The following is a 17332-nucleotide window of genomic DNA, read 5'->3' on the forward strand; positions in this document are numbered from 1 at the left end:
TATAATTTGTTGCAAACGTTTTCTAAAAATAAGTGAGGTGCTGTTCAATGATGAATGTACAATTAACGATTCCTTCAATGATGGAGCGAGCAGAGACGTTTTTTAAGAAGAAGGAGGTTATTTCAAGGTCCACAAAAGGTATGGAACGTTTTACCTATGAAGAAACGGGAAAGAGAACGCGAAAATTGTCTTCCATGCTAGTAGAGCTGGGAGTAGAACGAGGTGACCGTGTTGGAACGTTTGCTTGGAATCATCATCGCCATTTAGAAGCTTATTTTGCAATTCCAGGAATCGGTGCCGTGTTGCACACGATTAATATTCGCTTAGATCCTCAGCAAATTATTTATGTTATTAATCATGCAAAAGATAAAGTACTTTTAATTGATGAGTGCTTTTTACCGCTCTTTGAAAAAATCCACCAAGAATTACCTCACGTAGAAGCTTATATTATTATGTCTGACGAACCCTCGCTCCCTGAAAGTAGTGTAAAGCCAATTTATCATTACGAAGAGCTGCTAAAGCGTGGAGATGAAACGTTTGCTTTTCTTTCAGATATTCAAGAAGAAGAGCCAGCAGGAATCTGCTACACTTCCGCTACCACAGGTAAGCCAAAAGGCGTTGTTTACTCACATCGAGGCATTTATTTGCATTGCATGGCACTCGGATTAAGAGATGGTGCAGAGCTGTCTGAAGCTGATATTGCTATGCCGGTAGTTCCAATGTTCCACGTTAATGCATGGGGCTTACCGTTTGCTGCTGTTTGGCTTGGCACAACCCTTGTAATGCCGGGAGCTTTTTTCACTCCGACTATCTTAGCGGAGATGATTCAAAATGAAAAAGTGACGATTGCAGCTGGAGTACCAACAATATGGCTAGGTTTGCTGCAAGAGCTTGAAAAAGGTGAGTATGATACCAGTCATGTGCGTGCGTTTTTATGCGGAGGGTCTGCGGCACCGCCGAGCGTTATTCAGCGTTTTGAAGAAAAGTTTAATATTCCATTTATGCATGCGTACGGCATGACGGAAACCAGTCCCCTTGTCACGATATCCAGATTAAAAAGTTATCAAGAAGAGAAGTCTGCTCCCGAGCGATTAGCGTTAAAAGCTAAGCAAGGATTCCTTGTTCCTGGCGTTGAAATGAAAGTAATCGGTCAGAATGGAGAAGTAGATTGGGATGGTAATGAAATGGGTGAGCTCTTGCTCAGGGGACCTTGGATTGCTTCAGAATACTATGAAGATGACCGTACGAGCGAAGCGTTTAAAGATGGTTGGTTATATACAGGAGACGTGGTTACAGTTGATGAAGAAGGTTTTATTAAAATTGTTGATCGTACAAAAGACTTGATTAAAAGCGGTGGAGAATGGATTTCATCGGTCGACATTGAGAATGCATTGATGGGGCATGAAGGTGTCTTTGAAGCATCGGTTATTGCTGTACCTCATGAAAAATGGCAAGAGCGCCCAGTGGCGTGCGTCGTTTTAAAAGAAGGATATACAGCACAAGTAACCAAGGAAGATATTTTAACTTTCCTTTCGCCTCAATTTGCGAAATGGTGGCTTCCAGACGATGTGATTTTTATGGATGAAATTCCGAAAACAACCGTCGGTAAATTTCTAAAACGAGCACTTCGTGAACAAGTACTAGAACGCTATGAATTGAAAGGGTGAAGGAAGATGACTGTAAATTTAAAAGTTGTTGAATTAGAAATGGAAGAACGCGTGGCTATTTTATCTTTAAATCGACCGGAATCATTAAATGCTCTCAATATAGAAGTGCTGCAACAGCTTGTTCAATGCTTAAAAGAAGTAGAAGAGAGCCAAGCAGATATTGTCGTCTTGCAAGGAAAAGGAAACGTATTTTCTGCAGGTGGTGATATCAAAATGATGCTGGATCCAAACAGAGCAAACTCATTTCGTAAGGTAATGGATTTAATCAATGAAGTGACGCTAAGGTTATACACGCTTCCTCAGCTTACCATTAGCGCTATTCACGGAGCAGCGGCTGGCTTAGGGCTTAGCATTGCGCTCGCGAGTGATTATATCATTGCGCAAAAAGATGCTAAGATTGCTATGAATTTTATTGGAATCGGACTTATTCCAGATGGAGGAGGCCACTTCTTATTAGCAAAACGCCTCGGTAATCACCGTGCAAAACAGCTTATTTGGCGGGGGGAAACGCTATCAGCAGAAAAAGCGTATAAAATTGGGATAATTGATGAAATAAAAGAAGGAGATTTGGCGAAGCATGTAGAAGATTATGTTTCATACTGGCTCAAAAAGCCAGCGCTTGCTTTAAAAGAGACGAAACGAATTTTCGTTGAAACGTCAATTGAAGAGCTGAAGACTGTATTACAGTTAGAGAAAAGAAGTCAGTTTAGCATGAGCCAAAGTGATGATCATCAAGAGGGGATTGAAGCGTTTTTGGCGAAACGTTTGCCGGTGTTTAATCAGCGTTCAAAAGATATTTCCGAAAATTAAGTGAACTAGTTTAAAAGCAAGTGTTTTTGTCTATCATGTAGATAGAGCATGTTTAAAAAATTAGCATCAGTGGTATCAAAAGATAATAATAGAAATTAATGAGGTGATTGAAAGATGAATAAAACAGATTTAGTAAATGCAGTAGCTTCAAAATCGGAATTAACAAAAGCAGACGCATCAAAAGCAGTAGATGCACTATTAGACACAATTTCTACAACATTAGGTCAAGGTGAAAAAATTCAGCTTATCGGCTTCGGTACATTTGAAGTTCGTGAGCGCGCAGCTCGTACAGGGCGCAACCCACAAACTGGTGAAGAAATGCAAATCCCAGCTTCTAAAGTACCAGCATTTAAAGCAGGTAAAGAATTAAAAGAAGCTGTAAAGTGAATAAAAAAGAGACTGAGACATAAGTAGTTCAGCCTCTACTATACCTGAACGATTGAGAGTTCATAACTTTTAATCGTTCAGGTTTTTTTTTGGTTGATTGTGAAAACAATGTTGGAAACAGGGTGGAATGGAGCGTGAGACACTCGACTCCTGCGGGAAAGAGAGGGAAAACGGAGATCCCGCAGCGCAGCGAGAAAGCTCAGGTTCTTCCCCGAGGAAAGCGAGTGGCCGTAGCGCAATGGAACGAACGAGTTGAGACAAACTAAAGAGATGGGAACAGCTAGTGTTCGTCTTTTAAAAGCAATCATTTTGTTATGTCCCAAACTGTTTTTATTTTAACGATGAAATAATACAAGCTTCCCGTTAGCTTGTACGCATCGGTGCGTTTTTTCATGGTAATTTAGCTCCGTTAGTTTACTCATTCCAATTTCTTTTGCATCACGTTCACTTGCAGCTTCAAACGTTTCATCCAATAGTTTTTCTCCGTCTTTTTCAAAAACTGTTAGCGTATACATTGTCATGAAGACCTCTCCTTTAGAAAATGGATATCTGTTCACTTTATTAAAATTCGAAGTTTATATTGAAAATTCCTGCTTCGGTTTACAACTACATAAAATTTCTATACAATAAGAAGTAGGTCTAACTGAGTGATTTTTTCAGCACGTCGCCAAGGATAAGTAGATTAGTAAGTGATAAAAACATTTAAACTTCGGTTTGTTTAAAACTTTTTATTCATTTCTATTATCCTGTTTCTTTACTGGTGACTAGGCTGTTGGTTCAAGAGATAGTTAGCGAAGTAATTTATTAAAAGGAGGAGAAATATGTCTCTGTTATTGACGGATGTGTCAAAGCAATACGGCTCATTTACAGCCGTGAACAATTTATCGTTACATATTCCAAAAGGTGAGATATTTGGATTTTTAGGGGCTAATGGTGCAGGGAAAACAACAACGTTTCGAATGGTATTAGGCTTGATTGAACAGTCGGCGGGAACCATTACGTGGAAGGGTGCACCGATTACATATGAAACAAGCAATATCGTTGGTTATTTACCAGAAGAGCGAGGGTTGTACCCAAAGCTAAAAGTGCGAGATCAGCTTGTTTATCTTGGTAAACTACGAGGGATGAACAAGAATGATATTTTAAAAGAAATGGATTATTGGTTGAAGCGTTTTAACGTACCTGACTACGCCAATAAAAAAGTAGAAGAGTTGTCAAAAGGAAATCAACAAAAAATCCAGTTCATCGCATCAGTGATTCACCGTCCAGAACTGCTTATTTTAGATGAACCGTTTAGCGGGCTGGATCCAGTTAATGTTGAGCTCCTCAAGTCAGCGGTCATTGATTTAAAAGAGCGAGGAACAACAATCGTCTTTTCAAGTCACCGTATGGAACACGTGGAAGAACTTTGTGAGCATTTATGCATCATGCACCATGGTCAGCCTGTTGTGCACGGCAAGCTAGGGGACATTAAACGCTCTTTTGGTAAGAAGAATGTTATCGTTCACGGAGAAGGTCCATTTGAACGCTTAGAAGCTGTAGATGGAGTTGTCAAAATGAAACAAACGGTTGAAGGTGTTAATCTGCAAATCGAGAATGAGGATGTCTCTCAAGCTATTTTCAAAGAGCTGGCAGACTTTTCATTTGTGCGAAAATTTATTGTAGAAGAACCTTCTCTAAATGATATTTTCATTGAAAAGGTAGGTGCTTCGTATGAATAAATTTTGGATCATTGTAGCGCATACGTATTTAAACAAGCTTAAGACAAAATCGTTTATCATTACGACTGCTATTACAGTCCTGCTTTTATTAGGAATTACGAACTTAGATACAATTATTAAAGCATTTGATAATGACGAGCAAACGACTGTGGGAGTTCTCAGTGAATCCGAAGAGGCGTACAGCACATTCAAGGAAAATATGAAACTCATTGATGAAGACTTAGCGCTAAAAGAAATTAAGTCGGAGTCAGAAGCTAAGAAACAGGTCAAAGACGAAGAGATTGAAGGGTATCTTCAGCTATCAATCAATAGCGAAGAGCTACCACAAGGTGTTTACAAGTCAAACTCTTTAGCAGAATCTGCGGTTGCGACGTCCTTACAGCAGGGACTTCAACAAATGAAAGTTGCTTATGCTACCCAGAAGGTCGATTTAGACCCTCAGCAGATTGAAGAGATTTATAGTCCAGTTGCATTTGAAAAAGAAGCGTTAGTAGATAATGCCAAAACAGAGGAAGAACTAAGTCAAGCTAGGGGACTTGTGTACGTCTTACTGTTCGTTATTTATTTCTCCGTTATTATGTACGGCAGCATGATTGCGATGGAAGTTGCAACTGAAAAGTCATCACGAGTGATGGAAATTCTCGTGTCCAGCGTTTCTCCAGTAAAGCAAATGTTTGCAAAAATTACAGGGATTGCGTTATTAAGCTTGACTCAGTTTACAATTATTGCTGCGGTCGGCTATATGTCTTTACAAGGAAGTTCCAGCGAACTTTCTGATTTCCTAGGGTTTTCAGATGTACCGATTCAGACGTTTGTGTATGCATTCGTTTTCTTTATTCTAGGTTATCTCTTATTTGCAACCCTAGCTGCGTTTTTGGGGTCGCTTGTTAGCCGTATTGAAGATGTACAGCAAATGATTACACCGATGACGCTTGTAATTGTAGCAGCATTTATGATTGCTATGTTTGGTTTAGGGAAGCCTGAAGCGTCATTTATTACTATCACGTCATTTATTCCGTTTTTTGCACCAATGATTATGTTTTTGCGTGTTGGAATGCTAACAGTGCCAGTGTGGGAAATTGCGCTTTCCATTGGCTTACTCGTTGCAACCATTGGCTTACTCGCTGTGTTTGGTGCTCGAGTTTACCGAGGTGGCGTTTTGATGTATGGAAAATCTTCATCGTTTAAAGATATTAAAAAAGCACTTCAGTTAACAAAGAAAGAATCCATAAAAAAATAAGAACAGAAAAAGGCATGAGCTCATATCGTAGTGAGTTCATGCCTTTTTCGGTCGAGTCGTGCATTAACGAAGTGATGGTGTTAAAATAAATGTAAAGGAATGACAGGTTACAGCGAGAATAGACGCGTAACGTAAGGAGGAACTGACATGGCAAAAGGAATTGGCCAGCATGAAGTAGGCGAACAAGTGGATTTATACTTTTTAATAAAATCTTCAACAAGAGGAATTGCAAGTAACGGAAAGCCGTTTTTGACGGTAATCTTACAAGATAAAACAGGCGATATTGAAGCGAAGCTATGGGATGTATCTCCTGAAGATGAAGAAACGTATGCTGCAGAAAAGATTGTAAAGGTTGCAGGAGAAGTAATGAATTATCGCGGTAGAAATCAGTTGAAGGTGCGCAACATTCGCCCAGCACAGCCGCAAGATGGAGTTCGAGTTTCTGATTTTCTAGAAGTAGCACCATTATCTCGAGAAGAAATGGTTGAATATATTACACAAAGCATCTTTGAAATGAAAAATTCTAATATTCAGCGCCTGACGCGTCATTTATTGAATAAGTATCAGTCAGAGTTTTTAGAATATCCAGCGGCAACAAAAAATCACCATGAATTTGTCTCAGGTTTGGCTTATCATGTTGTATCGATGCTTAAGCTTGCCAAAACGTTTGCTGACTTATATCCATCATTAAATCGAGATTTATTATATTCTGGCGTTATTTTACATGACTTAGGAAAAGTATTTGAGCTTTCTGGTCCTGTTTCAACAACCTATACGGTTCAAGGGAATTTATTGGGACATATTTCAATTATGGTGAATGAAATTGGGAAAACAGCTGAAGAGTTAGGTATTGAAGGTGAAGAAGTTATGCTTCTTCAACATATGGTTCTATCTCACCACGGGAAAGAAGAGTGGGGGAGCCCTAAAAAGCCGCTTATTAAAGAAGCAGAAATGCTCCATTTAATTGACAACGTCGATGCTAAAATGAATATGTTAGATCGTGCTTTAGACAAAACAAAGCCAGGTGAATTTACAGAGCGTATCTTTGCATTGGACAATAGATCATTCTATAAACCAACAGTTGAATAAAAGTATCAGTCATATCCGAGACAACTTGTACATATAGTGGTTGTAAATAACGGATGTGGAGGATGAAGAGATGGTAACATTACCGATTTGGATTTATTTAGTTGTAGCAGGTATCTTTTTTAGTGGATTTATGGCCATTCGCTCTGCACAGCAAGAAAAGCACATTGATGAGTCATTTATTGAAAAGGAAGGTCAAATTTTTATTGACCGGATGAATGTGGAAAAAGAGCGCCGCGAAGGCAATTCAATCTAAGCACATGAATAAGAAAAGGGCCGTTCCTTCGAACGGTCCTTTCTTTGAGTTAAGTTATTAACCCTGAGCATTTGTGCTATCTGTTTTTTCAAACGCAGGCTCAACCTTTTTATCTTTTACATCTACATTTGCATCTTCAAGCTCTTTTAACAGCTTTTCTTCTAGCTTAGCTTGGTCAACTTTTGAACGCTTAATCTCTTGCTCTAAGTCAGCTTTCATATCCTCAAAAGAAGCTAATTTCTTTTTATCTTCTAGCTTAATGATGTGATAGCCGTAGTCTGATTTAACCGGCTCACTAATTTCGCCTTTTTTAAGCTTGTAAGCAGCAGTTTCAAACGCTTCTACCATTTCGCCAGCACCGAAATATCCAAGGTCTCCACCTTTTTCGGCAGAACCTGTATCAGTTGAATATTCCTGCGCTAATTTTGCAAAGTCTTCACCTTTATCAAGCTTAGCCTTTACTTCTTTTGCTGTTTTTTCATCTTCAACTAGAATGTGACTAGCTTTAATTTCAGGCTTTTTCGCTTCATATGCTTCCTTTAATTCCTTTTCTGATACTTTAATATCAGCTGTTGCTACTTTGTCACGTAAAAGGTCTACTTTAAGCATGTCTTTTACGGAATCTTCACCATTTTGCTCAATAGCTTGGTCAATTTGATCTCCGTATTGTTCACGAAGATTGTCTAACTCTTGATCAAGTTCTTTATCAGTAATTTTATATTTTTCGCTAAGTACTTTTTCATCTACTACATTGCGCACTAAAGTGTTGAATTGGTCTTGACCAATTAAATTCTTCATTTCCTCATATAGTTCACCTTGAGTCACGTTTCCTGCATCAGTTTCAACAATGACTTTTGCTGAGTCACCTTTTGATTCTGAAGCATCGCTACTACAAGCTGATAATGCTACGATACTTGCAGCAGTTGACAGCGCAATTAAGCTTTTTTTCATATGTACACACTCCTACTCTTTGTTTTCATATAAAGTGTAATGATAGTTCACTCATACGTTTTACTATACCATATTTCTCAAATTTAACGAAATGAATATGGAAATAAAGTGAAAACAAGAATAAAAAGTAATTATTTCCCTTAATTAAATCCGTTCTGAAAGTAAGAAATGCAGAAATAATTATTAAAATCGTGATAAACGCCTAGACGCTTTAGAGTGTTCATGCATAACATGCAGTATTAGTAAACGAAGGAGGTGCTCATATTATGAGTCATGGATATGGATATGGAAACGGTTTTGCGTTATTAGTTGTGTTATTTATTTTATTAGTAATTATCGGATGTGCTTGTTACTACTAATAACACCAGAGACTGTAGGAGATGAAGGAGGAAGAAACAAATGGGTAAACATGGATATGGAAACGGCTTTTCTTTAATTGTAGTCCTGTTTATTTTACTAGTAATCATCGGCTATGGCTTAGCATACTAAGCAATAAAGTAAAACGCGGTGACTGGGTTCACCGCGTTTTATGTGAATAATACCTCAACATAGGAAGAGATCAATAAAATTGTAATTAAAATATTAATTGTACGAAATACCTTTGGTTGCTTCTCTTCAGGAATTTCTTTTTGTAGACATAATGTATTTGTTAGTGTATTAATGTAAAATAAAATAAATAAAGCAAACGGTATAAAGAATATGTACATAAAGTAGAATCCCCCTAAAATCGACGTCAATTATCTGGACTATACGTAGTTTATCTAATGAGAAAGTAATATCTAGCGAGTAATGTCAATATTAACATTACCAAAAAATAAGGAAAATAGATAGAGATTCGCTAAAACTTCCTGTAAATTGCGGAAGAACTGTCGAAAATAAGGGGGTATCGAAATGTCCTTGCGAAATAAAGACAAGGCCGTTGAAATGCATTGTAACATAAAGAATTATTTGGAAGAAAGGGTTCGAATCATGTACAATACGAAGTAGGGACATGAACGGTGAAGGAGTAGAGTAAAGGATGGAAACTTTAGAATCTAGAGTGTCACGTTTAGAATACTACATAAAATTGCTAGCTGGAACGCCTGAGCAGGAAGCAAAGCCATTTATTGAGCTCGTTGTTAAAGAAGAGCTAACGAGAAGAGAAGTAGAAGATGTTTTACTTCTATGCGAAGAAATTAAAGAGGTGTACATTGAGCAAAAAGCGGAAGGCTTAACTGACTTCGTTCCGCTTCTTACACAATTTGTTGGAATGCTTAATTATAAGCTGGACCCGCAGGAAACAATCGAGTCTTTACTGAATCAAAGCTCGTATCAAGATGTAATGACAGAGCTTTTTAATATCGTGCAATGGATTCGTGACTAGTTCTTAATTAGAAATGCTTTCTTTTTGATCAGTCACGATTTTTTCTCTTTTTTCTAGCTTGCCATCGTTATCAACAAACTCTTCTTCAATGTGATGAAATGAACGTTCGAAAATATCCATGAAGTCTTCCCCATAAATTTTACGGATTACGGTCATTAGTTCCATAAACTCTGGAAATTTGCCATACAAGTTTCGAAGGGGAAGAGCACCATTAAAAACAGAATTCTCGGATGGCTTGTAGTTCTCCATTAAAGCTAGTAAAATATCTTCGCCCTTTTGCGTTAGTTGAATGTAAGTGTTGCGCTTATCGGTTTCTTTTTTTGAAAATTCCAACAATCCTCTTTCTTCTAACTTTTTAGAAAAGTTAAACGCTGTTGAAACATGCATTACCCCAAACTTTGCAATCTCTGAAATTGATGCCCCGTTTAAATGATATGAAATCCATAGAATATGGTGCTCATTAATATTTAAGTCATAGGGCTTAATCCACTGCTGCCAATCTTTTTCTACGGTCTTCCACAGTGCTTTGCTTAATTGGGCAATACGTTGGCTAAATAAGAGTGCTTCTTTCAAATCATACACTTGATCACTTGTTTTTTTCATTTTCTCCCCACCTACTTTAGCGCAATTGCTTTTTTTATTTATCTTCTATTATGCCAATAAAATAAAAAATTATAAAGATGTAAATTTACGAAATTTTAAAAAATTAAATAAAGGAGGTAAAAAACCTCCTTTATTTCCCTTCAATTTTGGTTGTTTGTATGTGCTTTTCTAGGTGTGAAAGTGAATCTTCAATTTCATTTAAGTGTGATTGGATGGACTGCTGGTGTGGACGAATGTCTTTTTGGAATTCGTTGAGCGTTTTTGAAAGGTCTTTTGCGATATTTTTCACTATAGTATTTCCATCTTTAGCAGTCGTTTGAATCTGCGTTTTAAGATGTTTAATCTTTCCAGAGATGTCTTCTTTTGTTTCTTTTACTTGATGACTTTCTTGCGCAATGCGTTGGCGCAATGTTTTACCTGAAGTAGGGGTTAGCAAAAGCGTTGCAGCCGCTGCGGCAATGCTCCCAGCCGCAATGCCTGTAAAAAGGGAGGTAGTACGTTTCATAAAATCACTCCTATATATTATTTCTTTTTATGAACAAAGTTGTTCATACTGACATCATCTAACTTTTTTAAGAGTCAAAGAGTTTATACTGTATTATGTTTCCTAACCGTTAAGAAATAAACCTGCTAAATACAAAAAGGGCCCGCGTGGTACAGGCCCTTTCAAATCATGATACTTTTGCTGAAATACTTGTGCGCTTTAGTACAGAGTTTACGATCGGGTACACCACAACCATAACAATGGTATTTACAACCGTTGCAGGTAATACAACGCCTACAATTAGCGCCATTAAACCACCTGGTAACCCAACGATAAGTGCTGCTGCTGACAAGAAAATAATGCCTGATACAAGTGTACCAACCGCTGTTAGAGCGGCAGCTACAGGTGTCTTCACTGTTGTAACGTTACGAACAAGAAGTAATAAACCAAAAATAATAAAAGCAGTGATTGGTTTATCAATGATGTTTGGCACTTGCCCACCAGGGAATCCTGTTGTTAAGGCAGAAATAGCACCCGTTGTTAATCCAAGCAGTAAAACGTTTTTGACCCCAGGGAATAGTAAAATACCTAAGAACATCATGGTTAACATCATGTCTGGCTTCATACCAAACAAGACAGGTGGCATAATCGCATGCAGTACGGCACCAATTCCAACTAATAAAGATAGTGATACTAATGTTTTTGTGTTCATTTCTCATCTCTCCTCTTCTAAGCTAAGCTCTAAATATACCAATAGTGCGCCTGTGCCTATTGCATATATTTATAGACTAATTATAACATAAATCTGTGAAAATAGAATCAATCAGTTTACGCGTGAACGGATGCAAATTCATCCATAAATGCCGCTAATGCTTGACATGCTTCTAGTGGAACAGCGTTATAAATAGAAGCACGGCAGCCGCCTACAGAACGATGTCCCGCTAAGCCAACAAAGCCTTGTTCTTTTGATTGTGCTAAGAAAGCAGCGGTTAATTCTTCATTTGGTAAAGTAAACGTCACGTTCATTAGTGAGCGGCTATCATTTGTTGCATGCGGTGTGTAAAAGCCATTTGACTTGTCGATGCTAGAATAGATTAACTCTGCTTTTTTCTTATTATTTTCTGCAACTACTGTGACGCCCCCTTGTTCTTTGATCCAGTCTAAAACAAGAGATAGCATATAAATACCAAACGTTGGAGGCGTGTTATATAATGAGTTGCTTTTAATATGCGTATTGTAATCGAGCATAGTTGGTAAGTTTGCTGGGATTCGCTTTAACAAGTCTTTTTTAATAATAACAACGGTTACGCCGGATGGGCCTAAATTCTTTTGAGCACCGGCATAAATCAAGGAGAACTTAGATACGTCGATTGGACGGCACAAAATATCGCTTGACATATCCGCGATTAAATCAATGTTTTCAAATTTTGGATATTCAGCCCACTGTGTGCCAAAGATTGTATTGTTAGATGTGATATGCAGATACGCGGTGTTTGAAGGTAGAGCAGCGCGATCTAATGTTGGAATTGAACGGTAATTTTCTTCTTTAGTAGACGCAACAACCGTTGTTTCACCAACTTTTTTAGCTTCTTTTAATGCTTTTTCCGACCAAGCACCAGTGAGCACAAATGCTCCTACTTGATCTTTTCCTAAAAAGTTCATTGGAATCATTGAAAACTGAAGGCTAGCTCCGCCTTGTAAAAATAAAATTTCATGTGTGTCTGGGATTGAAAGTAGTTCTGTTAATGTTTCTTTTGCATGGTTCAAAACATTTTCGAATTCTTTGCTACGGTGAGATAACTCCATTACGGACATGCCCGTCCCTTTAAAATCCGTTAGCTCTTGTTGAGCAAGTTGTAAGACAGGTAGGGGAAGTGCAGATGGTCCTGCGTTAAAATTGTAAGCACGTTTTACTGAAATCACGTTAATTCCTCCTCAGATTTTCACATTCATCACAGACTGTATCTTGCTTCTTTGTCAGAAAGAATATCACTATACTATCATGAAAATAATTTAATGTGTGAAAACTTTTGAAAAATTTTAAGTAATCAGTATAGAAAATAAAAAACGTAGGAATGCGTGACAAAAGGTGTTAAAATCGATAAATACATAAAATATCTAAACAGGAAGAAGGTTATCATCTTGACGTGGCATATTAAAACATTTGATCAGCTGACAACGCATGAGCTATATGACATCTTACAGGAGCGTACTAGGGTATTTGTTGTTGAACAAGAGTGTGCTTATTTAGAGGTGGATGGAAAGGACCAGGCTTCTTATCATTTATTTAAAGTGGAAAATGCGCAAATCATTGCATACATCCGTTTAATGCCTAAAGGAGTTAGCTATCAAGAAGCTTCATTTGGTCGCGTCCTTGTTCACTCAGATTATCGAAAAACAGGGATGGGAAGAGAGTTAGTTCAAAAAGGATTAGCGTTCTTAAAGGATCAAATGGGAGAAGAGGTTGTAAAAATTCAGGCACAAAGTCACCTGCAGCATTTTTATGAATCATTTGGGTTTTATGCGATTTCAAACGTGTATGATGACGACGGGATTCCGCACGTAGATATGATTAAAGAAGAGATTGAGACATAAGTGTTTCAGTCAATGATCTATCCGAACCATTGAGAGTTAACGACTCTTTTATAGTTCGGATTTTTTGTTGATTGGGAAACCAATTTTAGAGAATTAGTGGAATGGAGCGTAAGACACGTGACTCCTGCGGGAGATAGAGGAAAGGCTGAGACCCCGCAGCGTAGCGAGGAGGCTCAGATTCCTCCCCGCGGAAAGCGAGTGTCTGTAGCGCAATGGAACGAACCGATTATTATAACCTAACTACTTTAAAAAGGCGTCATTCGTCCTTTAGAAAGGAACATTTTGTTTTGTCCCAGACTCTTTTGTCTTATAAACGCTCCGAAATTTCAGCTGCGATGCTCTGTAGCTTTTCAGGTGTGTAGTCGCTTGTATGCTCTTTCCACACTGCACCAAAGCCGTCGCCTTCACCGTAGCGAGGAATAATATGCATATGATAATGAAACACAGATTGACCTGCTTTTTCACCGTTATTATTTAAAATATTGATTCCAACTGGCTCATATGTTTCTTTGATTGCCGTGGCAATTTGTGGTACGACTTCAAATAAATGACGAGCAATTTCAGGCGTAAGCTCATGAATATCTTTTTTATGTACTTTAGGAATAACAAGCGTATGGCCTTTTGTGACTTGGCTAATATCTAAAAATGCTAGTACATGTTCATTTTCAAACACTTTGGCACACGGAATTTCTCCGCGGATAATTTTACAGAAGATGCAGTTTTCATCGAGATTACTCATATTATTCACCCTTCTTTCATAAAAATAAAATAGCTTGTACGACTTAATTTTAGCATAAATAGAAGAGGAAAAAGAAGAGAACAGTAAAAAGCGAGATGCAATCGAATGATGCACCTCGCTATGAAGAAGGAAACAAAGCTTCTATTTCACTATATTGCGTTTAAGGAACACCTCATTTACGTAATAATGTGCCTAATTCATGTAAATTGTCTTCGACAAACACCTCATTCGACATTTTAATGACAAGCATTAACGTAGAATAAAACGTTTCTTCTCTTTGACAAACACCTCATTTAAGCAATTTGTAGAATGGATAAATAAATTGAACGAAGTCGTTCGTGGTCTTTGACAAACACCTCATTTACACAGTGATAAATGAACAATATTGTCTACCTTTTATAAATCAATTCCAATTACGCTCATGACTAACATCCCCTTATTATAACGCTTAACATAGGGCTTCATGATTAATGTCTGGTGTAGACACCTCATTTCAGATGTAGAAAGCTAATGTTGAACATCAACTGCTTTCCTTCTTCCCTAATTAGAATGTCCACGTAGTTAAAAACTTAAACTGGAAATATAATCCTTATTTTTGGTGGTTAAAAAAATGTATCCTTGAAGAAGATTTGGTACAATAGATAAAAATGAGCGGTTTGTCATCATTGCTATGTTGTATGGAACACTTTCATTTACCGCGTATGTCACGTTATTTTGTTTACTAAATTCACGTATTTAAAGGAGAATTCAATGAGTTTATTACAAATTCAACATTTAACTGGAGGATATACAAAAACGCCTGTATTAAAGGACGTATCTTTCGAGGTTAATGCAGGAGAACTAGTTGGGCTTATTGGCCTTAACGGAGCAGGTAAAAGTACAACCATTAAACATATTATTGGGTTAATGGAGCCAAAGAAAGGATCCATTGCTATTCATAATAAAACGTTTCAACAGGATTCAACCGGCTATCGTACGCAATTTACATTTATTCCTGAAACACCAATCTTATACGATGAGCTAACGTTAAAAGAACATTTAGATATGACGGCAATGGCCTATGGGTTAGATTCCAAAACGTATGAAGCTCGCTTAAAGCCGCTGTTAAAAGAATTTCGTATGGATAAAAAGCTGAAGTGGTTTCCAGCTCATTTTTCAAAAGGGATGAAGCAAAAGGTAATGATTATGTGTGCCTTTTTAGTTCAGCCTTCACTTTATATTATTGATGAACCATTTTTAGGGCTAGATCCACTTGGTATTCAGTCATTATTAGATTTAATGACTGATATGAAAAAGCAGGGAGCCGGCATTTTAATGTCTACGCATATTTTAGCCACAGCAGAGCGCTATTGTGACAAATTTGTTATTTTACATAACGGTCAAGTAAGAGCACAAGGAACGCTAGCGGATTTAAGAGCCCAGTTTAATAAGCCAAACGCAACGCTAGATGAAATCTATATTGAACTGACGAAGGAAGAGGACTATGAGTAGTATTGAAGGGCTGTGGCAGCAGCGATTTCAGCAGCATCTAAAAGATACGCGCCGCTATATGAAGTATATTTTTAACGATCATTTAAAGCTTGTGCTCGTGTTTGCCATTGGGGCAGCTGCTTATTATTATCAGCAGTGGTTAGATACGTTAACACCAGCTTTTCCATCAGCGTTTTTAATTGCAGTAATCATGAGTCTGGTACTCACGAGCGGTTCTATTCGTACGTTTTTAAAAAGGCCAGATTTAGTCTTTATGCTTGCGCTTGAATCAAAGCTACAGTTGTATTTTAAAAAGTCATTTTTTTATACGTTTTCCACATATATTTATGTGCTACTTATACTAACAGCCGCTGTTGCTCCGCTGCACGTAAAAGTAACGGACCAGACGTACTCAACGATTTTTACGCATTTAATTCTCTTGCTGATTTTAAAAGCAATCAATTTAAAAATGACGTGGTGGAGCGTTTATTTTGAAGAAAAGTACGCAAGGTGGATCGATTACCTTGTACGTTTCCTGTTAAATGGAGTGTTTGTTTATTTTCTATTTGTGGGATCTTATGCGTTTTTCCCCGCTGTTACAGGAGCTATTATTATCGGCTTAGCCCTATATTACCGTTCCCTTGTAAAAGCAAAGCCGTTGAAGTGGGAAACATTGATCGAGCTTGAAGAGCGGAGAGTGGCAATGTTTTATCGCTTGGCTAACTTATTTACGGATGTTCCGCAACTAAAGGAGCAGGTAAAGCGTAGGGCATACTTGGACACTATTCTAAAGAGTATCCCGTTTCAACAGCAGGCAACTCATCGCTATTTATATACGCGTACGTTTTTGCGCGCAGGAGATTATTTAGGTCTGCTAGTACGCTTGACGGTCATTAGCGGGTTAATTTTGATAGCGACTCCTTTTGCTTATGGAAATATTGTTATTGTACTGTTAACGCTTTATATAACAGGATTTCAAATCATGCCGCTATGGAAACATCATAAACAAGTTTTGTGGTTATCTCTGTATCCTCTTCAAGAGCAAACAAGAAGAGCAGCGTTTTTAAGCATTATTCGAAATGTCTTATTTTTGCAAGCAGCTTGTTTAAGTATTGTGGTAGCAGCTTCTAACTTGCTTGTTGGTTTGTTTGCTTTTGTTGCAGGTGGGCTATTTGTTCAATTTTTTGTTACTGCTTATATTAAGAAAAAAGCCATTGCATAAAAAATCTGCCTCCTAGGGCAGATTTTTTTCGTTTGAGGATAATAACCGCAGACGATATACATTCATTGCAACCTGAGTGACATGATCAAGCAGGTGATAATTTGCAAAAGCACCAACAAAAGCGCCAAATCCAGGCATGAGCTGAAGCATTTTAATTACATCAATATAGTCACGATACTCTTGCTGAAAGCTTTTCCAATCGAGATTATGTTGAGACGATTGATTCCATTCCTGTATAAGAGCAAAGACTTCCGTTCGCTTTTCTTCGCTACAAAACGCAAGGTGAAAAATATATAAAATGAATAGCCGTTCGTCTTGCTTGCGGACGTCAAAACCGTAAATAGTAGCAATATCAAACAAACATTTCATCTTAATTGACAAAAAAAGAGGAAAGTCAGCTGCGCCTAACAACAGTCCGCCAGCGCCTGTTCCTGCCCCCTCAACGGCAGCAGTTTTACGATATTTAGAAATCGTTGCCTTAATTTCAGCTTCACGCTCTTCAAAGCTTAAATGGCGATTATAGTCCTTCTTTGTGGTAATGGTAGAGCCAATAATTGTGGTCTCTACCATTTTTTTTATGCTTTCCGTAATTATTTTATGAATGCTTTCTGGTACTTTTTTATTCAATTTGTTTTGCAGCTGCTTGGCATTTCGCTGAAAGGCAGATGGACGCTTTAACAGCGTAATCTTCCAGTGTTCTGCATCAGCCAACGCTCTTTGTTCATACTCAGTCATTCA

Annotated in this window: 22 protein-coding genes; 13 read left to right on the plus strand and 9 right to left on the minus strand. The window is 37.8% G+C overall.

Annotation, left to right across the window (positions count from 1 at the left end):
* The first annotated feature begins 47 nt into the window (after positions 1 to 47).
* From MKZ18_RS03240 to MKZ18_RS03250, 3 genes are all read left to right on the plus strand, one after another.
* The gene (locus tag MKZ18_RS03240) at positions 48 to 1667 is read left to right on the plus strand and encodes a long-chain fatty acid--CoA ligase (protein WP_061784687.1); all 1620 of its coding nucleotides are present in this window, start codon (positions 48 to 50) and stop codon (positions 1665 to 1667) included.
* Positions 1668 to 1673: 6 nt separating this feature from the next.
* On the plus strand, positions 1674 to 2477 hold the full coding sequence (locus MKZ18_RS03245; RefSeq protein WP_061784686.1) for an enoyl-CoA hydratase: 804 nt from the start codon (positions 1674 to 1676) through the stop codon (positions 2475 to 2477).
* Positions 2478 to 2591: 114 nt separating this feature from the next.
* Complete coding sequence (locus MKZ18_RS03250) at positions 2592 to 2864, plus strand: HU family DNA-binding protein (RefSeq protein WP_025907794.1); 273 nt, start codon at positions 2592 to 2594, stop codon at positions 2862 to 2864.
* 335 nt (positions 2865 to 3199) lie between these two features.
* On the opposite strand, the gene MKZ18_RS03255 is transcribed toward MKZ18_RS03250, so the two are convergent.
* On the minus strand, positions 3200 to 3385 hold the full coding sequence (locus MKZ18_RS03255) for a YhzD family protein (RefSeq protein WP_061786415.1): 186 nt from the start codon (positions 3383 to 3385) through the stop codon (positions 3200 to 3202).
* A 300-nt stretch (positions 3386 to 3685) separates the two neighbouring features.
* On the opposite strand from MKZ18_RS03255, the gene MKZ18_RS03260 reads away from it, so the two are divergent.
* From MKZ18_RS03260 to MKZ18_RS03275, 4 genes are all read left to right on the plus strand, one after another.
* Positions 3686 to 4585 carry an ABC transporter ATP-binding protein gene (locus MKZ18_RS03260; RefSeq protein ID WP_025907792.1) on the plus strand — a complete coding sequence of 300 codons (900 nt, stop codon included), beginning with the start codon at positions 3686 to 3688 and terminating at the stop codon, positions 4583 to 4585.
* Positions 4578 to 5825, plus strand: a complete 1248-nt coding sequence (locus MKZ18_RS03265) for an ABC transporter permease (protein WP_061786416.1) — start codon at positions 4578 to 4580, stop codon at positions 5823 to 5825. The genes MKZ18_RS03260 and MKZ18_RS03265 overlap by 8 nt, the downstream gene beginning before the upstream one ends.
* A 147-nt stretch (positions 5826 to 5972) precedes the next feature.
* A complete protein-coding gene (gene yhaM, locus MKZ18_RS03270) occupies positions 5973 to 6914 on the plus strand; it encodes a 3'-5' exoribonuclease YhaM (RefSeq protein ID WP_061786417.1) in 942 nt (313 codons plus the stop codon).
* Between the two features lie 70 nt (positions 6915 to 6984).
* Positions 6985 to 7167 (plus strand): sporulation YhaL family protein, encoded by a 183-nt coding sequence (locus MKZ18_RS03275; RefSeq protein WP_025907789.1) that lies wholly within the window; start codon positions 6985 to 6987, stop codon positions 7165 to 7167.
* 57 nt (positions 7168 to 7224) lie between these two features.
* On the opposite strand, the gene MKZ18_RS03280 is transcribed toward MKZ18_RS03275, so the two are convergent.
* Positions 7225 to 8118, minus strand: a complete 894-nt coding sequence (locus MKZ18_RS03280) for a peptidylprolyl isomerase (RefSeq protein WP_061786418.1) — start codon at positions 8116 to 8118, stop codon at positions 7225 to 7227.
* Between the two features lie 266 nt (positions 8119 to 8384).
* On the opposite strand from MKZ18_RS03280, the gene MKZ18_RS03285 reads away from it, so the two are divergent.
* Together MKZ18_RS03285 and MKZ18_RS03290 are read left to right on the plus strand one after the other, a co-directional pair.
* Positions 8385 to 8477 carry a YjcZ family sporulation protein gene (locus MKZ18_RS03285; RefSeq protein WP_076513325.1) on the plus strand — a complete coding sequence of 31 codons (93 nt, stop codon included), beginning with the start codon at positions 8385 to 8387 and terminating at the stop codon, positions 8475 to 8477.
* Between the two features lie 40 nt (positions 8478 to 8517).
* Positions 8518 to 8607, plus strand: coding sequence for a YjcZ family sporulation protein (locus MKZ18_RS03290; protein WP_076513324.1), 90 nt, complete (start codon positions 8518 to 8520; stop codon positions 8605 to 8607).
* 38 nt (positions 8608 to 8645) lie between these two features.
* Here MKZ18_RS03290 and MKZ18_RS03295 read toward each other — a convergent pair whose 3' ends face one another.
* Positions 8646 to 8825: a hypothetical protein gene (locus tag MKZ18_RS03295; RefSeq protein WP_025907787.1), complete on the minus strand. Its 180-nt coding sequence runs from the start codon at positions 8823 to 8825 to the stop codon at positions 8646 to 8648.
* 311 nt (positions 8826 to 9136) lie between these two features.
* On the opposite strand from MKZ18_RS03295, the gene MKZ18_RS03300 reads away from it, so the two are divergent.
* Positions 9137 to 9481, plus strand: a complete 345-nt coding sequence (locus tag MKZ18_RS03300) for a DUF1878 family protein (protein WP_025907786.1) — start codon at positions 9137 to 9139, stop codon at positions 9479 to 9481.
* A gap of 3 nt (positions 9482 to 9484) precedes the next feature.
* Here the strand turns inward: MKZ18_RS03300 and MKZ18_RS03305 are convergent, their stop codons facing one another.
* The 4 genes from MKZ18_RS03305 to serC form a co-directional block, all read right to left on the minus strand.
* Positions 9485 to 10084 carry an HTH-type transcriptional regulator Hpr gene (locus tag MKZ18_RS03305; RefSeq protein WP_025907785.1) on the minus strand — a complete coding sequence of 200 codons (600 nt, stop codon included), beginning with the start codon at positions 10082 to 10084 and terminating at the stop codon, positions 9485 to 9487.
* A 130-nt stretch (positions 10085 to 10214) separates the two neighbouring features.
* Complete coding sequence (locus tag MKZ18_RS03310) at positions 10215 to 10589, minus strand: YtxH domain-containing protein (RefSeq protein ID WP_061786419.1); 375 nt, start codon at positions 10587 to 10589, stop codon at positions 10215 to 10217.
* Between the two features lie 166 nt (positions 10590 to 10755).
* Positions 10756 to 11280, minus strand: coding sequence for a tryptophan transporter (locus MKZ18_RS03315; protein WP_076513320.1), 525 nt, complete (start codon positions 11278 to 11280; stop codon positions 10756 to 10758).
* A 116-nt stretch (positions 11281 to 11396) separates the two neighbouring features.
* On the minus strand, positions 11397 to 12488 hold the full coding sequence (gene serC, locus MKZ18_RS03320; protein ID WP_174521199.1) for a 3-phosphoserine/phosphohydroxythreonine transaminase: 1092 nt from the start codon (positions 12486 to 12488) through the stop codon (positions 11397 to 11399).
* A 222-nt stretch (positions 12489 to 12710) separates the two neighbouring features.
* Between serC and MKZ18_RS03325 the strand changes: the two genes are divergently transcribed.
* Positions 12711 to 13163 (plus strand): GNAT family N-acetyltransferase, encoded by a 453-nt coding sequence (locus MKZ18_RS03325; RefSeq protein ID WP_025907781.1) that lies wholly within the window; start codon positions 12711 to 12713, stop codon positions 13161 to 13163.
* 307 nt (positions 13164 to 13470) lie between these two features.
* Here MKZ18_RS03325 and MKZ18_RS03330 read toward each other — a convergent pair whose 3' ends face one another.
* Positions 13471 to 13902 (minus strand): HIT family protein, encoded by a 432-nt coding sequence (locus tag MKZ18_RS03330; RefSeq protein WP_025907780.1) that lies wholly within the window; start codon positions 13900 to 13902, stop codon positions 13471 to 13473.
* A gap of 750 nt (positions 13903 to 14652) precedes the next feature.
* Here MKZ18_RS03330 and MKZ18_RS03335 point away from each other — a divergent pair.
* Together MKZ18_RS03335 and MKZ18_RS03340 are read left to right on the plus strand one after the other, a co-directional pair.
* Positions 14653 to 15393, plus strand: coding sequence for an ABC transporter ATP-binding protein (locus tag MKZ18_RS03335; protein WP_025907779.1), 741 nt, complete (start codon positions 14653 to 14655; stop codon positions 15391 to 15393).
* Entirely contained in the window at positions 15386 to 16594 is a 1209-nt protein-coding gene (locus tag MKZ18_RS03340; protein WP_076513318.1) for an ABC transporter permease, read from the plus strand. The genes MKZ18_RS03335 and MKZ18_RS03340 overlap by 8 nt, the downstream gene beginning before the upstream one ends.
* A 12-nt stretch (positions 16595 to 16606) precedes the next feature.
* Here MKZ18_RS03340 and MKZ18_RS03345 read toward each other — a convergent pair whose 3' ends face one another.
* Entirely contained in the window at positions 16607 to 17329 is a 723-nt protein-coding gene (locus MKZ18_RS03345; RefSeq protein WP_119544142.1) for an EcsC family protein, read from the minus strand.
* Positions 17330 to 17332: the final 3 nt, after the last annotated feature.

Source organism: Priestia sp. FSL W8-0001 (genome assembly GCF_038050335.1).
GTDB lineage: Bacteria > Bacillota > Bacilli > Bacillales > Bacillaceae_H > Priestia > Priestia flexa.

Coding starts and splice junctions, on each gene's coding strand:
- MKZ18_RS03240 (WP_061784687.1), top strand. CDS start 48: ATGATGAATGTACAATTAACGATTCCTTCAATGATGGAGCGAGCAGAG.
- MKZ18_RS03245 (WP_061784686.1), top strand. CDS start 1,674: ATGACTGTAAATTTAAAAGTTGTTGAATTAGAAATGGAAGAACGCGTG.
- MKZ18_RS03250 (WP_025907794.1), top strand. CDS start 2,592: ATGAATAAAACAGATTTAGTAAATGCAGTAGCTTCAAAATCGGAATTA.
- MKZ18_RS03255 (WP_061786415.1), bottom strand. CDS start 3,385: ATGACAATGTATACGCTAACAGTTTTTGAAAAAGACGGAGAAAAACTA.
- MKZ18_RS03260 (WP_025907792.1), top strand. CDS start 3,686: ATGTCTCTGTTATTGACGGATGTGTCAAAGCAATACGGCTCATTTACA.
- MKZ18_RS03265 (WP_061786416.1), top strand. CDS start 4,578: ATGAATAAATTTTGGATCATTGTAGCGCATACGTATTTAAACAAGCTT.
- yhaM (WP_061786417.1), top strand. CDS start 5,973: ATGGCAAAAGGAATTGGCCAGCATGAAGTAGGCGAACAAGTGGATTTA.
- MKZ18_RS03275 (WP_025907789.1), top strand. CDS start 6,985: ATGGTAACATTACCGATTTGGATTTATTTAGTTGTAGCAGGTATCTTT.
- MKZ18_RS03280 (WP_061786418.1), bottom strand. CDS start 8,118: ATGAAAAAAAGCTTAATTGCGCTGTCAACTGCTGCAAGTATCGTAGCA.
- MKZ18_RS03285 (WP_076513325.1), top strand. CDS start 8,385: ATGAGTCATGGATATGGATATGGAAACGGTTTTGCGTTATTAGTTGTG.
- MKZ18_RS03290 (WP_076513324.1), top strand. CDS start 8,518: ATGGGTAAACATGGATATGGAAACGGCTTTTCTTTAATTGTAGTCCTG.
- MKZ18_RS03295 (WP_025907787.1), bottom strand. CDS start 8,825: ATGTACATATTCTTTATACCGTTTGCTTTATTTATTTTATTTTACATT.
- MKZ18_RS03300 (WP_025907786.1), top strand. CDS start 9,137: ATGGAAACTTTAGAATCTAGAGTGTCACGTTTAGAATACTACATAAAA.
- MKZ18_RS03305 (WP_025907785.1), bottom strand. CDS start 10,084: ATGAAAAAAACAAGTGATCAAGTGTATGATTTGAAAGAAGCACTCTTA.
- MKZ18_RS03310 (WP_061786419.1), bottom strand. CDS start 10,589: ATGAAACGTACTACCTCCCTTTTTACAGGCATTGCGGCTGGGAGCATT.
- MKZ18_RS03315 (WP_076513320.1), bottom strand. CDS start 11,280: ATGAACACAAAAACATTAGTATCACTATCTTTATTAGTTGGAATTGGT.
- MKZ18_RS03330 (WP_025907780.1), bottom strand. CDS start 13,902: ATGAGTAATCTCGATGAAAACTGCATCTTCTGTAAAATTATCCGCGGA.
- MKZ18_RS03335 (WP_025907779.1), top strand. CDS start 14,653: ATGAGTTTATTACAAATTCAACATTTAACTGGAGGATATACAAAAACG.
- MKZ18_RS03340 (WP_076513318.1), top strand. CDS start 15,386: ATGAGTAGTATTGAAGGGCTGTGGCAGCAGCGATTTCAGCAGCATCTA.
- MKZ18_RS03345 (WP_119544142.1), bottom strand. CDS start 17,329: ATGACTGAGTATGAACAAAGAGCGTTGGCTGATGCAGAACACTGGAAG.